This is a genomic window from Bradyrhizobium sp. USDA 4532, from assembly GCF_024171315.1.
Taxonomy (GTDB): Bacteria; Pseudomonadota; Alphaproteobacteria; order Rhizobiales; family Xanthobacteraceae; genus Bradyrhizobium; species Bradyrhizobium australafricanum.
Map to the genome: position 1 here is coordinate 2,638,883 of NZ_JALJZN010000001.1, position 15,758 is coordinate 2,654,640.

General features: G+C 63.6%; 14 protein-coding genes. 2 read left to right on the top strand and 12 right to left on the bottom strand.

Annotated features, from left to right (window positions below):
* Positions 1–269: 269 nt before the first annotated feature.
* The gene (locus J2R76_RS12760; RefSeq protein WP_057015928.1) at positions 270–1,433 is read left to right on the top strand and encodes a transporter substrate-binding domain-containing protein; all 1,164 of its coding nucleotides are present in this window, start codon (positions 270–272) and stop codon (positions 1,431–1,433) included.
* Positions 1,430–2,017 carry an ANTAR domain-containing response regulator gene (locus tag J2R76_RS12765; RefSeq protein WP_057015927.1) on the top strand — a complete coding sequence of 196 codons (588 nt, stop codon included), beginning with the start codon at positions 1,430–1,432 and terminating at the stop codon, positions 2,015–2,017. The genes J2R76_RS12760 and J2R76_RS12765 overlap by 4 nt, the downstream gene beginning before the upstream one ends.
* A gap of 10 nt (positions 2,018–2,027) precedes the next feature.
* Here J2R76_RS12765 and J2R76_RS40795 read toward each other — a convergent pair whose 3' ends face one another.
* From J2R76_RS40795 to J2R76_RS12825, 12 genes are all read right to left on the bottom strand, one after another.
* Positions 2,028–4,316 carry a VWA domain-containing protein gene (locus J2R76_RS40795; protein WP_253624089.1) on the bottom strand — a complete coding sequence of 763 codons (2,289 nt, stop codon included), beginning with the start codon at positions 4,314–4,316 and terminating at the stop codon, positions 2,028–2,030.
* 14 nt (positions 4,317–4,330) lie between these two features.
* Entirely contained in the window at positions 4,331–5,158 is an 828-nt protein-coding gene (locus J2R76_RS12775; protein ID WP_051002629.1) for a CbbQ/NirQ/NorQ/GpvN family protein, read from the bottom strand.
* Between the two features lie 34 nt (positions 5,159–5,192).
* Positions 5,193–6,212 carry an alpha/beta fold hydrolase gene (locus tag J2R76_RS12780; RefSeq protein WP_057015925.1) on the bottom strand — a complete coding sequence of 340 codons (1,020 nt, stop codon included), beginning with the start codon at positions 6,210–6,212 and terminating at the stop codon, positions 5,193–5,195.
* Positions 6,213–6,246: 34 nt separating this feature from the next.
* Positions 6,247–7,581, bottom strand: a complete 1,335-nt coding sequence (locus tag J2R76_RS12785; protein WP_225647403.1) for a cytosine permease — start codon at positions 7,579–7,581, stop codon at positions 6,247–6,249.
* Between the two features lie 94 nt (positions 7,582–7,675).
* Positions 7,676–8,713: an aliphatic amidase gene (locus J2R76_RS12790; protein WP_028331418.1), complete on the bottom strand. Its 1,038-nt coding sequence runs from the start codon at positions 8,711–8,713 to the stop codon at positions 7,676–7,678.
* Between the two features lie 33 nt (positions 8,714–8,746).
* The gene (gene urtE, locus J2R76_RS12795; RefSeq protein WP_057015923.1) at positions 8,747–9,439 is read right to left on the bottom strand and encodes an urea ABC transporter ATP-binding subunit UrtE; all 693 of its coding nucleotides are present in this window, start codon (positions 9,437–9,439) and stop codon (positions 8,747–8,749) included.
* Complete coding sequence (gene urtD, locus J2R76_RS12800) at positions 9,432–10,184, bottom strand: urea ABC transporter ATP-binding protein UrtD (protein WP_253624090.1); 753 nt, start codon at positions 10,182–10,184, stop codon at positions 9,432–9,434. The genes urtE and urtD overlap by 8 nt, the downstream gene beginning before the upstream one ends.
* Positions 10,181–11,320 (bottom strand): urea ABC transporter permease subunit UrtC, encoded by a 1,140-nt coding sequence (gene urtC / locus J2R76_RS12805; RefSeq protein ID WP_253624091.1) that lies wholly within the window; start codon positions 11,318–11,320, stop codon positions 10,181–10,183. Before urtC ends, urtD begins: the two co-directional genes overlap by 4 nt.
* Before the next feature lie 16 nt (positions 11,321–11,336).
* On the bottom strand, positions 11,337–12,206 hold the full coding sequence (gene urtB, locus J2R76_RS12810; protein WP_057015920.1) for an urea ABC transporter permease subunit UrtB: 870 nt from the start codon (positions 12,204–12,206) through the stop codon (positions 11,337–11,339).
* 129 nt (positions 12,207–12,335) lie between these two features.
* The gene (locus J2R76_RS12815; protein WP_057015919.1) at positions 12,336–13,586 is read right to left on the bottom strand and encodes a transporter substrate-binding domain-containing protein; all 1,251 of its coding nucleotides are present in this window, start codon (positions 13,584–13,586) and stop codon (positions 12,336–12,338) included.
* Between the two features lie 127 nt (positions 13,587–13,713).
* Positions 13,714–14,355, bottom strand: a complete 642-nt coding sequence (locus J2R76_RS12820) for an ANTAR domain-containing response regulator (protein ID WP_253624092.1) — start codon at positions 14,353–14,355, stop codon at positions 13,714–13,716.
* Positions 14,352–15,506, bottom strand: a complete 1,155-nt coding sequence (locus J2R76_RS12825) for a transporter substrate-binding domain-containing protein (RefSeq protein WP_028331424.1) — start codon at positions 15,504–15,506, stop codon at positions 14,352–14,354. The genes J2R76_RS12820 and J2R76_RS12825 overlap by 4 nt, the downstream gene beginning before the upstream one ends.
* Between the last annotated feature and the right edge of the window lie 252 nt (positions 15,507–15,758).

The following is a 15,758-nucleotide window of genomic DNA, read 5'->3' on the forward strand; positions in this document are numbered from 1 at the left end:
CCAAATGCCGCGGCTATGAACTATCGCATGGGTCCGGAGTCGAACGGAGCACTCTGCGCGGCGATCGGGACGTCATCGGCCAGATCGACGCACGCAAGGTTCGACAGGAAGCCCTGTAGGAGAAAATTCTAAGGAGGTGTGCAGCGCGTTGTCAACGAGGCTGGCTGCACAAATTTCGCGAGGTGCATGCGCAGCAAATCGGCATGACCTCTTGCACCGACCTCTGCGAAGATGATTTCCTTGATGCGTTGCGCGGCCGAAAGTACTCAATGACCAAGCCCTCCATTCCAGTCGGCATCATCTGCTCGCAGCACGGGCCCTATCAGGCCATGGGACGCGAGATCCTGAAGAGCGCCATGATGGCGGTCGACGAAATCAACAATCAGGACGAATTCGACTTCGCGATATCGGCGCATGTCCGCGATCCCCGCGGAATCATTTCGGAGTACCACACGGTCTGCGACGACCTCATTCGCAACGTCGGCGTCGAGCATATCATCGGCTGCTACACCTCGGCCTCGCGCAAGCAGGTGCTGCCGATCGTCGAGCGTACCGACCGCCTGCTCTGGTATCCGGCGCGCTACGAGGGGTTCGAATGCTCCGACAATGTCATCTATGTAGGCGCCTCACCCAATCACAATGTACTGCCGCTGGTGCGTTACGTGCTCGATAATCTGTCGCGCGAGATCTTCTGTGTCGGCTCCAACTACGTCTGGACCTGGGAAACCAATCGCGTCACCCGCGAGCTGGTGACGGCGGCCAAAGGACGCATTCTCGCCGAACGCCTGCTCGAACTTGGTGAAAGCGCGGTCACGCACATCGTGGACGAGATCGTGCGGCGCCGGCCGCCGGTCGTCTTCAACACCTTGGTCGGCAGTTCGAGTTACGACTTCATCCGCGCCTTTCATGCGGCGACCGCCGCGGCTGGCCTCGAGATCCCGATGCTGAGCTGCAGCCTGTGCGAGCCCGAGCTCAAGATCGCGGGTCCTGCATCGGCCGGATGCATCACATCGTCGGCCTATTTCGAGAGCATTCGCCTGCCCGAGAACCGGGCCTTCGTGGCGCGCTGGAAGGCGCGCCACGGCGAGCACAGCAGCCCGTCCGTCGACGGGCAATCCGCCTATGTCGCGGTCTATCTGCTGGCCCGGGCGCTGCAGCGCGCGGGCACATCCGATATCGGCGAGGTGCGGCGCGCGGCGGCCGGCCATCGCTACAATTCGCCGCAAGGTCCGGTCTGGATCGACGGCAGCAACAACCACTGCGTCCTGACGCCGCGGCTGGCCGTCTCGAACGCCGAAGGACAGTTTGACATCTTCTGGGAAGCTGAAGCGCCGGTTAGACCGGATCCCTATCTGACGCAGCTCGACATCGCCGCCAGCCCGGCAAGGGATGGAACGTTGCCGAATGCGCCGCATTTGCGGGTTGTGAAATGAGCAAACCGTCTTCATTTTCGCTGCGGGGCCGCAAGGCGCTCGTCGCCATCAAGGATGAGCGCGATGCCTCGATCGTCAGGCGGCAGTTCGAGCGCCTCGGGATCGAGATCGTCATATGGGAGCCCGGTGCCAGTATCGACTGCCGTCCCGACGTGACGCTGATCGATGACGAGTTCCTGCCGCTCACCTCGCCGGCACAGCGGACGTCGCTTGGACGAAGCCCGGTCATCGCCCTGCTCGGCACCGAGACGCCAAGCCGTCTGAAGCTGGTGCTCGACCTCGATCCGGCGTCATTCCTGGTGAAGCCACTGCGATCGGCCGGCATCTATGCCGCGCTCGTCCTGGCTTTCGAGCGAAGCGAGCGCACCAGCGAGCTCAAGCAGCAGGTGCTCAAGCTGGAGCAGCGGCTGCGATCCCGCCGCGTCGTGCTTGCCGCGGTCCTTCAGGTCATGCACAGCCATGCGCTGGCCGAGCCGGCTGCGTTTGCGCTGATCCGCCGCGCCGCCATGGAGCAGCGCAAGACGATCGAGGAACTTTCGGCGGAGATCACCGCGAAGGGCTCCCTGCCCCGGGCAACGGGCTAGAGCCGGTCGTCTATTTCTTCAGTTCCGCGTAGAGCTGCATCACCCGTTGCGGCAACACCTCGATGCGCGGCACCCGGAGCGCATAGCGCTCGCCGAAAATCCGATCGAGCTGGGGAAATCTTTGCTCACCGATGCCGAAGGCAAAGATATCGGTGCCGCGCCGCCGCAGCTGCTGCGCGGCCCGGCGGGCGTCCTCGACGAGATATTGCCTGTCCGGCACGTCGACGTCGGACGGCTCGCCGTCAGTCAGAACCAGCAGCACTTTCCGGAACGCGCGTCGTTCCGCGAGGTAGCCCCCGGCATGGCGCAATGCCGCGCCCAGCCGCGTGGAATGGCTGCTGCCAAGACCCGCGAGACGTGAACGAACCACGGCATCCATCGGCTCCGCAAAGCCTTTGATGCGCAGATAGCGCACGCGCTCGCGGCCGTCGGAGCTGAAACCATGCACCGCGATCGCATCATTGGCGGCCTCGACCGCCGCCGCCATGATCGCAGCCGCCTTGCGTTCGACGTCGAGGACCGTCCGGCCGCGGCGGTCACGGTCGGCGGTCGATTGCGACAGGTCCAAGAGCAGCAGGATGGCGAGATCGCGCGGTCCCGGCGCATCGCGCTGGTAAACCCTGGGCTCGCTGATATTGCCGGTGCGCCGCTCGATCGTCAGGGCGATCGCCGCGTCAATGTCGAGCGCGTCGCCGTCGCGCTGGCCCTTGTGTCTGATCCGGCGGCCGATCGACGCGTCGCGGGTCAACTCCGTGATCCAGCGCATCGCGTCGGCGTCCGTCGAGGAATCGAAGGGCTGTGCGGAAACGGCGGCATCGGCTTCCAGAATCGTGGTCCAGTCCGGCCGCTCGGTACGCGCCGCATAGTCCCATTCCGGGTAGGTCGCGACCGGAAACCCGTCCAGCAGCGTTACCGCGCTGGCCTTCGCGCGCAGCGTCTCGTCCGGCCTGGCGTTGTCGTCGGCCGGCTGACCACCCGCATCGTCGCGCCGCTCGATCCGGACGGAATCGACGGCAAGTTCGATCGTCTCGGCCGGACTGTCCCGCTGGTCGCCGAAATCCCACAGCGCCAGATTGTCGTCGCGATAGGCAGGTTCGACGACGTAGCTCTTGGCGTTGAACTGCAGCCGCATCTGACCGATGTCGTTGCCGAGCAAACCACCGATCTCGCGGCTGATGGCGGGATCGGTCCAGCGGCCGGCGGCAGCGGCAAACAGCGTCCGCCCCTTGGTCACCCACGCATCCGGATCCTGATAATCGGGATCGATCAGCGCCCGCGCCAGCCGCATCATCAGTCCGGCTGCGGTTGCCTGGCCGGCTGGCGTCGCGCTGTGAAATGGCAGCCACAGCCGGCGCAGCCCCGGCATCTGGTAGAGCGCCAGCGCCTCGACCCGGGCATCCTCGATCAGCGAGACCAGCGCGATCTGCAGCGCCTTCAGTCGTCGCACCGGAAAGCGGACGGTGGAATGCACCAGATGCGCGCCGGCATGCGAGACCGCCGCGAGATAGACGGCGTCGGCCGCCTCGCCCTCGAAGCCGGGAAAGGTCTGCGGAAGACCGACGAGGCCGGCGGCGAGCGAGGTCCGCCGCGGCACCGGCGTCGGTGCAACGGCAAGTTTGCGGAAACGCGGCTTTCTGTTCCACAACGCGATCGTGGTTGCAGCGAGGCGCTTCTCCAGCCGCGCGAAATCATCCCCGCTCCGACCGGCTGCGAACAGCTGCGCCGAAAGCTGATCGTCGAGCGCGAAATAGGCGCGGCGGCGCGATGCGCGACTGCCACTGGCGCGCAAGCCAGCGGAGACCCACGCCGCAAACTCCTCGCCGCCGGCATGCGTCAGAAACTGCCCCAGCCGGCCGATCGCGAGCCCCGCCGACTCCGGCCCGGTGGCTGCGAGTTCGTCGAGCGCGGCGAGAACCGCGGTGAGTTCTCCTGCACCCGCAAGCCGGGGCAGCACCTTGGACAATTCGGTCAGCAAGGCATGGGCGACGCGGCTTCCGGCACCGCAGCCGATGTCCCTGACCGCGCGGCCGATCGCGATCAGATCATCGGCCGATCGCTGCGCCGGCCATTGCTCCGATAGACGCAGAAAACCCTGCACCACGGCTTGACCGAGATTGGCCTCGAACAGGGCGTGCACGGCCTCGTCCCAGACCGCCAGGTGATCGAACCAACCAGTTCGCTGCAGAGCGGTACGCGCTGTCTGCACCGCCGCAGCTACATCGTCATGGCCGCGCAAGAGTGCCGCAAGCCGACGTCCGGACCGGAAGCTATCGAGCGAACTGATTTGCGCGACCGCCACCTGCAATCTTCCACTTACCCACAGGCCGAGATCACGTCGCGCAACGTGTTCCTGGTGTCCGCATCATCGGTCAGGGGAACGACGATCGTGGTCTCGCAGGCCTTTTCGAGGCTGATGCCGCATCCGATCAGTCGGCCGGCATTGACCAGCATCCGGGTCGAGGCACCTTCGTCGAGCCCCTGGCCTTTCAGGTTGCGGCTGTGCTGGGCGATCTTCACCAGGAGATCGGCGAGGTTCGGCTCGATACCGGCTTCGCGCGACACCACCTCGGTTTCGGCCGGCCGATCAGGATAGCCGAAATCCAGCGCCGCGAAGCGCTGCTTGGTGGATTCCTTGAGGTCCTTGATCGCGCTCTGGTAGCCCGGATTGTAGGAAATCACGAGCTGGAAGTCGGAATGGGCGTGGATCAATTCACCGCGCTTTTCCAGCGGCAGCACACGACGATCGTCGGTCAAGGGATGGATCACGACCGTCGTGTCCTGGCGCGCCTCGACGATCTCGTCGAGGTAACAGATCGCGCCAAGGCGCACCGCTGTGGTGAGCGGCCCGTCGCTCCACACCGTGCCCTCTGCGTCGAGCAGCCAGCGCCCCACGAGATCCGCCGCCGTCATGTCCTCGTGGCAGGCGACCGTAATCAGCGGGCGGCCGAGCCGCCATGCCATATATTCGATGAAGCGGGTCTTGCCGCAGCCGGTGGGCCCTTTCAGCATCACCGGCATGCGGTTGGCATAGGCCGCACCGAACAGTTCGACCTCATCCTTGAGCGGCCGGTAATACGGCTCTTCCCGGATGCGGTACTGATCAAGCAGCAAAGCGGGATTGGACAAGCTCACGCCTCCCATGATCGCGCAGGCAGCCGTTCGCAACCGGTCGATATCACGATGCGAGCAGCTCCTTGAGCTTGCTGTCGATGAAGTCGACATCGACCGGATTGGTCCCCGGCCCGCCGGCGAAGTGGCCCCAGATCGACGGTACCGGCACGAACTTGGCGTTCGGCATGTTCTCGACCTCGAACTCGCTATCCTCCGGCGGGAAATAGAGATCGGTCTGACCCGGCATGACATAGGCCTTGGCCTTGATCGCCCGCAGCGCGGCCTTGAAGTCGCCGTTGTAGATTTCGTTGTCGCTGATGTCGCCGTGCTGCCAGGTCCACAGCATGGTCAGCAGGTTGTTGGGATCCTTGGGCAGGAAGAAGCCTTCCCAGAACGCCACCAGGAAATCCTCCAGCGACGAATAGCCCAGCGTCTTGATGTCGAGTTGCTCGCGATAGAAGGCCTGTGAAAAGCCCCAGCCGGCATAGACACGCGCGGCGGCGCGCAGGCCGCGGGCCGGCTTGTCGGTGTACCAGCCCTCCTTCCACGCAGCATCCGCGGTGAGTGCCGCCTTGACGCCTTCGAGAAACACGAAGTTGTGCCGCGAGCATTTGGCCGAGCCGCAGAACGGCGCCAGGAGATCCATCATATCGGGATAGAGCGCGCCCCAATGGAACGTCTGCAGCGCGCCCATCGACCAGCCGACCACCAGACGGATGTGCTTGATGCCGAATTTCTCGGTCACCAGCCGGTGCTGGGCGCGCACATTGTCATAGGCCGTCACCTGCGGAAAACGCGGTCCATTATACGGTTCCGGCGTGTTGCTCGGCGACGACGACAGCCCGTTGCCGAGCATGTTCGGGATGATGATGAAGTACTTTGCCGGGTCGAGCGCCCTGCCCGGTCCGATCAGCCATTCATTGTCGTAGTGCTGGCCGGAGTACCAGGTCGGATAGACGATGACGTTGTCCTTGGCTGCGTTGAGCTGGCCATAGGTCTTGTAGGCGAGCTTGCAGTCGCGAATGGTCGCGCCGCGCTGCAAGGTCAAATTGCCGAGATCATGGATCTGATAGTCGACGCTCATTGATGTACCCTTCTTGCTTGATCGAGCTGATCGCTTACGCCGGACGCGCCACCTTTTCAGTCGGAGACTCCACCCGTGCGATCGCACCGTACACGATGCCTGCGACCACCGCGGCGGAGATCGCAGTGGACAGTCCCGGCATCAGGTTTTCAACCGCAAAGGCAAACAGCGACCCGATGCCCCAGGCGATGAACGGCTTCGCACGCCAGTCGACGTCCGCACGCGCCTCGGCCCGTAGCAGATACTGATCGACCAGAATGATCGCACCGATCGGCGGCACGAGGATGCCGAGCAGCGACAGCCACTGTATGAAGAACGCCCAGACATTGCCGGCAGCAACCAGGATGCCAAGCGCGCCGAGCACCACCGCCATCAGCCGCATATTGGTCCCGAGGATGCGCGACCAGCCGGTGGCCGCGTTGTACAGGCAATGCGAGCAGACCGAGCCGAGATTGGCATAGAGGAAGATGAATGCGAGGATGCTGAGCCAGGTGAGCTGCTTGCCGTTCATGTAGCCGAACATGTTGTCGACACCGAACGGGTTGGCGTTCGGCACGGCGAGCGCCGCCGTCATCACGCCGCCGACCAGCATCGCGACCAGATTGGCGAACGGAAACGCGCTGAACGTGGCAAACAGCGAGGACCGCGTGCTCGGCGCCCAGCGATTGAAGTCCGCCGTCACCGTGCCTGCGTCGATGAACAGCGCGAGCACCACGGTAAGCCCGACGCCCATCGACATGCTGGCGACGCCATTGTTGCCGGCATAGCCGAAGATCGCCGCCGACGTCGTGGTCGAGGCGGCATCGGCCGCGACCCAGAGGCCAAGCACGACAAACAGCGGCACCGACGCCAGCCCGATCCAGTGCAATCCCTTCACGCCGACGAAGGTGATCCCGATATAGAGCACGCCGGCGACGATGGTCATCGCCACATAATTGAGGCCGTAGGTCGAGGAGATCAATGCGCCGGTGATGCCGGTCTGCACCGCATACCAGCCGAGCAGCAGGGTCGACAGCAGGCCCGACGCCAGCACGTAGCCCTTCTTTCCGAACACGATGCTGGCGATCAGCGCGAAGTTCATGCCGCGCCGGGTGCCGATCAGGCCGAGCGCGCCCACATAGGCGAACATGATCAAATTGCCGACGATCATCGCCACCAGTGCATTCTTGAACCCCATGCCCAGCACCAACAGCGATCCGGTCATCGCGCCGGTGATGATCATCGGAAAGCCCAGCCACACCATCGTGACCGAGAAGGCGCTGCGCCGGGCGCTCATCGGCACCGGCTCGTGCTCGAATTCATGGCCGAGAAGGTCGTCGATCTGCCCTTCGGTCTGCTGAACCAGCCCGCTATTCGATTGACCGCTCATGATGTCCCCCTGTTTCCTCCGCGAGGAAGTGTCCGCCGTTGCATCGAACCACGCCGGCGCGAAACATCGCGCCGGCGCCGATCATCGATGTCACTCAACGATGTGCGACTTTCTGGTTCGGAATGCCCTCGATCGGGCATTCGTCGGTTCCGACGGTCGGACGGGTCATGGCCTCGACCATTTCCCGGGTGCCCTCGGGGTCCGTGATCCAGTTCTTGTAGAAGGTGTAGGGGCAGACCGCGTGCCCCCGATCGCCGTCGCCGGAGTTGATCAGGCCGGTATAGCCGCGGTGCATCAGCTTGAAGAGATGGTTCTGCGACTGCATGTTGCGGCGGGCGTCGCGGATCAGCGACACCGAGAGCTGCGCGTACTGGATGCCGTTCTCCTCCGTGCCGCACTCGCCGAGCGTCCTTCCGTCGAAACCGATGAGCGCGGAATGGCCGAAGTAGGAATAGACGCCGTCGAAGCCAGAGGCGTTGGCGACCGCGACGTAGCAGTTGTTGGCCCAGGCCATCGACTTCGATATCTGGATCTGCTGCTCCTTGGCCGGATACATGTAGCCCTGGCAGCGCACGATCAGCTCGGCACCGCGCATCGCGCAGTCACGCCAGATCTCCGGATAGTTGCCGTCGTCGCAGATGATCAGGCTGATCTTCAGCCCCTTCGGCCCGTCCGAGACGTAGGTGCAATCGCCGGGATACCAGCCCTCGATCGGTACCCACGGCATGATCTTGCGGTACTTCTGGACGATCTCGCCCTTGTCGTTCATCAGGATCAGGGTGTTGTACGGCGCCTTGTTGGGATGCTCCTCGTGGCGCTCGCCGGTCAGCGAGAACACACCCCAGACCTTCGCTTTGCGGCAGGCGTCCGCGAAGATGCGGGTCTCCTCGCCCGGCACGGACGACGCCGTCTCGTACATCTCCTTGGAGTCGTACATGATGCCGTGGGTCGAGTATTCCGGGAAGATCACGAGGTCCATGCCCGGAAGGCCGAGTTTCATGCCCTCGACCATCTTGGCGATGTTGCGCGCGTTATCCAGCACCTCGGCCTTGGTGTGCAGGCGCGGCATCTTGTAGTTCACCACGGCAACGCCGACCGTGTCCTTGCTGCTCGATATGTCTCCATGCAACATGTCTCGACTCCCTTTCCTGAGCGATAATTCCCGCTACACGGCCATGTGCAGCTGGATGAGATCATCGGTGAGCTCACCGATCGCGCCCTTGGCGACGACGCGTCCCTTTTCGAGCAGCGCGAAGCGGTGAGACGCGCGCCGCGCGAACGCGACATTCTGTTCGACCAGCACGACCGTGATGCCGCGCTCGCGATTGAGACTGACGATCACGTCCTCGATCTGCTCGACGATGTTCGGCTGGATGCCCTCGGTCGGCTCGTCCAGCAGGATGACCTTGGGCTTGGCCAGCAGCGCCCGCGCGATCGCAAGCTGCTGCTGCTGGCCGCCGGAGAGATTGCCGCCATAGCGATTGAGAAAGTCCTTGAGTACCGGAAACAGCTCGAGCACCCACTCCTCGATGCCGTTGGCAGATCTCGCGGCAAAGGTCCCGAGCGTCAGGTTTTCCCGCACAGTGAACTTCGGCAAAATCCCGCGGCCCTGCGGCACGTAGGCAATACCGGCCTTGGCGCGCTGATAGGTCCGCAGCGGCGAGATGTCGGCACCGTCGAGCGATAGCCGTCCGGTGCACCGGTCCATCAGGCCGAGGATGCTTCGCATCAGCGTGGTCTTGCCGACGCCGTTGCGGCCGAGCACCGAGAGGAATTCGCCATTGCCAACCATCAGGTTGATGCCCTGCAGGGCGCGGCTGTTGCCGTAGAAGGCGTCGACGTCGGTCAGCTCAAGCATGGCTGATGCCTCCCGATCCGAGATAGGCGCGGCGCACTTCCGGATGCGCCTCGACTTCTGCCGCGGTGCCCTCGGCCAGCATCTGGCCCATATGCATCACGGAGATGATGTCGCCGATCGCCTTGACGAAGCCCATGTCGTGCTCGACCACGATCAGCGTGTGCTTGCCCTTCAGCCGTGCGAACAGTTCGGCGGTCTTGCGGGTTTCCTGCGCCGTCATGCCCGCGGTAGGCTCGTCCATCAGGATCAGCTCGGCGTCCTGGGCGACCAGCATGCCGATCTCCAGCCACTGGGTCTGACCGTGCGACAGATAGGCGGCCGGCCGGTCGAGCTGCTCGGTGAGCCCGACCAGCTCGGCCAGACGCTCGACCTGCTCGCGTCCTGAATTGCCGATGTTCCAGCGCAAATTGCCAAGCACGGAGGTGCGACGCGCCCGCGCCACTTCGAGGTTCTCGGAGACCGACAGCTCGCGGAACACGCTCGGCACCTGGAATTTGCGGCCGACGCCGGCGCGGGCGATTTCGTATTCCTCAAGATCCTGCAGCGCGGTGCCATCGAAGCTCACCGTGCCGGCGCTCGGCTTGACCTTGCCGCAGATGATGTCCAGCGCGGTGGTCTTGCCCGCGCCGTTCGGCCCGATCAGGCACCGCAGCTCGCCCTTGCGCACGCTCATGTTGAGTGAATTGAGCGCCTTGAAACCGTTGAAGCTGACCGACACGTCGCGGAGATCGAGATGGGAGCTCATGTGCTGCCCTCCGTCTGGCCGACGCCTTGCGCCACCCCGCCCGCGGCCGCATGGCGGCGCTGCACGATCCAGCGCAGCACGACCTGCGCAAGGCCGGCGAGCCCCTTCGGCAAAAACAGCACCACGAGCACGAACAGCGCGCCCATCACCAGCGTCCAGGTTTCCAGGAACGCCGCTGACTCCGACAGCGCGCCCTGCATGCCCGCCACCAGCACTGCGCCAAGGAACGCACCGACCAGGCTCTGCCGGCCGCCGACAGCGCACCACACCACCACCGAAAGAGAGAGCTGCACGCCGAGGAAGGTCGGCGAGGCAAACTCCATCACCACCGTGTAGAGCATGCCGGCAAGGCCCGCGATCGCCGCCGACAGCGCGAACACGAAGATCTGGTAGAGCGCGACGTCGTAGCCGAAGTAGCGCACCCTGCTCTCATGGTCGCGGATCGCCTGCACGATCAGTCCGGCCTTGGTTCTCGTGAAGGCAAAGGCGACAAGCAGGCTGAGCAGGACACAGCTGGCAACGAGATAATAGGTAGCCCGGCCATAGGCATCGAACGCGACGCCGAAGATCTCGAGCTGGGCGAGATCGGTGATGCCGTTGAAGCCGCCGGTGTAGCTCTGCTGGTCGATGATCACGAGATTGATCACCACCATGGTGGCGAGCGTGATGATCGAGACATAGACGCCGGTGACGCGGCCCCGGAACATGAACCAGCCGAGCGCCGCCGCAACCAGCGCCGGCACGATCAGGCCCGCGGCGATCGCGAAGGTCAGCGAGCGGAACGGCTCCCAGAACCACGGCAAATGCTGGACATTATTCCAGACCATGAAGTCCGGCAGTCCGCTCGCTCCGGTATGCACCGGCACGGTCTTGAGCTTGAGCGCCATTGCCATGGCGTAGGAGCCGAGCCCGAAGCTCATCGCCTGGCCGAGATTCAGGATGCCGCCGAATCCCCAGGACAGCCCGAGCGACACCGTGAGGATGCCCAGCACCAGATAACGCGCGACCTTGTTGAGCAGGAAGTCGTTGTTGAGCAGCACCGGCAGCGCGAACACCACGGCGCAGACGATCAGCAGAGGCGCAAGCTGCGCGATCAGGCGCTGCAATCCGCTGGAGTTAGAAACATGCGACGGCATAGATGAGCGATCTGTCTCAGGCCCGCACGCGTGCGGTGAAAAGCCCCTCGGGGCGGAAACGGATGAGCACGACGATGGCGAGCAGCACGATTGCCTTGGCCACCGTGTCGTTCTGCAGGAAGGCAATGCCGCCGGAGAGCTCGCCGAGGATGAAGGCGCTCGCCACGGTGCCGGCGAGGCTCTGCACGCCGCCGAGCACCACCACCATGAAGGCATCGACCACATAGCCGGTGCCCATATCGGGCGACACGCTCTTCAGCGGCGACACCAGCGCGCCAGCCAGTCCCGCAAGGCCCGCACCGTAGGCGAAGGTCAGCGCATAGACCCGTTTGGCGTTGATTCCGAACGAGGCAGCGACGGAACGGTCCTGGATGATCGCGCGTAGCTTCATTCCGACCGTGGTGCGGTTCATCAGCAACCAAGTCGCCACGAACAGTGCGATCGACACCACGAACAGGAACACCCGATAGGACGATACCGAGATGCCGAACACGTCCATGCTGTCGGACAGCGCCGGCGGCAGCTGCACGTAGCGCAGTTCGCTGCCGACCATCAGCCGCACCGCCTGCTGCAGCATGATGCCGACGCCCCAGGTCGCAAGGATCGTGTCCAGCGGCCGGTTGTTGAGCAGGCTCAGGACGTAACGCTCAATGACCCAGCCGAACGCGGCGACCACGAAGAAGATCGGCACCAGGCTCGCGAGCAGGCCGAGCCCGAGATAGGTATGGAACACCCAGGCCGCGTAAGCGCCCAGCATCACGAACTCGCCATGGGCGAGATTGATGATGCCCATCGAGCCGTAGATGATCGACAGGCCCAGCGCGACCAGCAGCAGGATCGATCCGATGCTGAGGCCGGTGACGATTTGTTCGATGAATTGGTCCACGTCGGGATCCGCTTTCGATGTTCGCGTTGTGCGCCCTGCCCCTCGCCCCCGTTCGTGCGAGAGGCAGCATTCGTTTCGGGACGCTGGCCGCCGGCGCCGCACGCCGACGGCCTTCGTCAGCCCCCGTCGTCAGCTCTTCTCGACCAAGCCCTTCTCGGTGCATGACTGTCCGGGATAGGCCGCGTAAGGCACCGGCTTCAGCCACTCCTTGGCCTCGACGAGAATCTCGAACTGTCCGTTCGACTTCGCCTGCGCGATCTTGGGCCACAGCCAGGTGTGCAGGTTCTCCGGCTCGATCCGGACCTTGCCCTGCGGTGCAATCACTTCCTGGCCCTTGACCGCGTCGCGGATGTTCGGCGGCGTGAGATCGCTGGTCGCGAGCTTCTCGACCGCCTGCTTGAACAGGTAGGTCTGGAAGTAGCAGGCCTCCGACACGAAATGCGTCACCTTGTCGGCGCCCCAACGCTTCTTGTAAGCCTCGACGAACTTCTCGTTCTCCGGCGACTTGTGCACCATGAAGTAAGGCGCCGAGGTGAAGTGACCGGCGGCCGCCTCGCCGCCCATCGCAGCGACTTCGTTCTCGGAGGTCGTGAGACTCGCCATCGGCATCTTCTCGGGATCGAGGCCGGCCGCCTTGTACTGACGATGCAGCGCGACCACGGAATCGCCGACCACGGTGGAAAAGATCACGTTCGGCTGAGTCGAGCGGATCTTGTTGATGACGGAAGAGAATTCGGAATGGCCGAGCGGCACATATTCTTCCGCCACGACCTCGCCGCCGAGTTTCTCAAGCAGCTTCTTGCAGTAGTTGTTCTCTTCCTTCGGATAGATGTAGTTGGAGCCGATCAGGTAGAACTTCTTGCCGAACTTCTTGACCAGCCAGGGCACGAACTCGTCCTGCTGCTGGTTCGGCACCGCGCCGGTGTAGATGACGTTCTTCGAGCACTCGCGGCCTTCATAGAGCGTCGGATACCAATAGAGATTGTTCTGCCGCTCGAACACCGGGAGCACCGCCTTGCGGCTTGCCGAGGTGTAGGAACCGAACACACTGACGCATTTGTCGCCGACGACGAGCTTGCGAGCCTTCTCCGAGAAGGTCGCCGGATCGGACGCGGGGTCCTCGACGATCGGCACGATCTTGCTGCCCTTGATGCCGCCTGCGGCGTTGATCTCCTCGATGGCGAGCAGCGTCGCCTTGTTGAGCGATTCCTCGATGATCGCGGTCGTTCCCGTCAGCGAGAACAGCACGCCGACCTTGATCTCGCCGCCGGCGGCGTAAGCGAGGTCGGCGTTCTTGATCCAGATGTGCGGCAGTCCGGCGCCGGCAAACGCGCCCAGCGCCGCGGTATTCCTCAGCAAAGTCCGCCGTGAAATGCTCATCCCTAGCTCCCTTCAGGACTGAAAAAACAAAAAGCCCTCCCGATGCGCGCTTACGCGAGCATTGGGAGGGCTTTGTTGCCGGTTGTGTCGAAGGCGGCGCTGTCGCCGCCGGCCCCGCTATTGGGGCTTACTGTTGATGATCGTAGCCAAGCAGTTCGAACGAGTCAACAATCGCCGCGGCGACTGCACTTGCCGACACGCGACGATCCATCGCCTGTCGTCTGATGAAGCCATAGGCTTCGGTTTCCGGCATCTGCCGCGTCGCCATCAGGATCGCCTTGGCGCGCTCCACCGTGCGCATCGAGCGCAGATTGTCATCCAGCTTCTCGATCTTGCTGCGAAGCCGCCGTTCATAACCAAATTGACTGCGCGCCAGCACGAGACTGGACAGCACGGCATTCTGCGTGAACGGCCGCGGCAGCACGGCGTTCGGCGTCGCATGACACAGCGCATCGGCGTGAACGGTTTCCGTCGCCGGCAGGATCACAACCAGCGCCGAGCGCGCGTCGCCGGGAATCCATGGCAGGCGCCGCGCCAGGTCAGGGGAATATTCGCAGTACACCACGTCGGCATCGGCGGGCACGCTCTCCGGCATCGGCCAGACCTGCCGCGCCCGCATCCGGAACCGCTGCAACTCGCGCAGCAACATGCCGACCTGATCGTCGACCGGCGCGACCACCACCGCCGACAGATCGGCAAGTTCCTGAACCATGGTCTTGCGTCCGCCGACGTCTCGGCTCAGCGACGGCTTACGCGACATTTCGTTCATTGGACGCTTCCTGTTTGCGTTGCACGACCATATCCGATCAGGAACGGATCCGCATGCACCGGCTCCTTCGACTGGCTGACGACATCGAACTGCCCCTGGCGGTTGGCGCGCCCGATGCGGGTCCAGAGGTCGGTATGACCCGACATCGGGTTGACGGTGACGGCACCTTGCGGTGCATCAAAGCTGGTGCCGAACACCATCGAGCGGAGCACTTCGGTGTCGAGTGAATTGACCTGCTCAAGCGCCTTCGCGAACAGATGCAGCTGGAAATAGGATGCTTCGGCGCACATGTTGGTTGAGATATCGGCGCCGAACCGCTTCTTGAAGCGCTGCACAAACGCATTATTAGCGCTGCCCTCGACGCCCTGGAAATACGATGCGGCCGTGACGTGTCCCTCGCCGACGTCGAAGCCCATGGCGGCAATTTCCGCTTCCGTCGTGGTCAGGCTGGCGATCGGCACCTGCTTTGGATCGAGCCCGACATTCGCATAGGCCTGATAAAGGAACACCGTGCCCTCGCCAACGACGGTCGAGAAGATCACGTCGGGCCTGACACGCTTGATATCCTGGATGATCGGCACAAAATCCTGCCAGCGCGCGTAAACATTGACATAGCGCTCGCCGACCACCGAGCCGCCGTTGCTCTTGAGCAGCTCCCGCATCACCCGGTTGGACTCGCGCGGATAGATGTAGTCGGACCCCACGAAATAGAACCGCGTTCCGAACGTATCCATCAAATAGCGGCACAGCGCGAGGCTGTTCTGGTTCGGCGAGGCGCCGGTGTAGATGACGTTGGGCGACGCCTCGAACCCTTCGTAAAGCGTCGGATACCAGAGCAGACCGTTCAGCCGTTCGACTACCGGCAGCACCGCCTTGCGGCTCGACGAGGTGTAGCAGCCGAAGATCGTGCTGACCTGATCCTCGATCATCAGCCGCTTGGCGTAATGACCATAGGCGGCCGAGTCCGATCCGGGGTCATAGGCAACGGGAACCAGCTCGCGGCCGCAGACGCCGCCCGCTTCATTCACCTCTTCGATCGCGAGTTGCGTGCCCTGATACTGGGTCTCCTCGATGACCGACATGAAGCCGGTTCGCGAGAACAGCACTCCTATCCGCCACGGAGCGGATGTCGTTTGGGTAAGGTTCGACATGATCAGGCCCTCGACAGAATTGGAGGGACGAGAGGGATTATTGTTCTTGTTGCTCTCGAACAGCATTGCCGGCTGCGGAAGATTGCATGCCATCTGCCGCGAGACAAGGACCCTGGCCGCTCATCCTGTCAGCGAAGCTGACGCGAAAGCAGGCAGACTAATGTGTCACCCGCGACGGGTCACAGGCGCAGCGCTCCACGGACCACCTATCTCCGGTAGCTGCACCGCCGATTTCCCGTATCAAGGCATGTC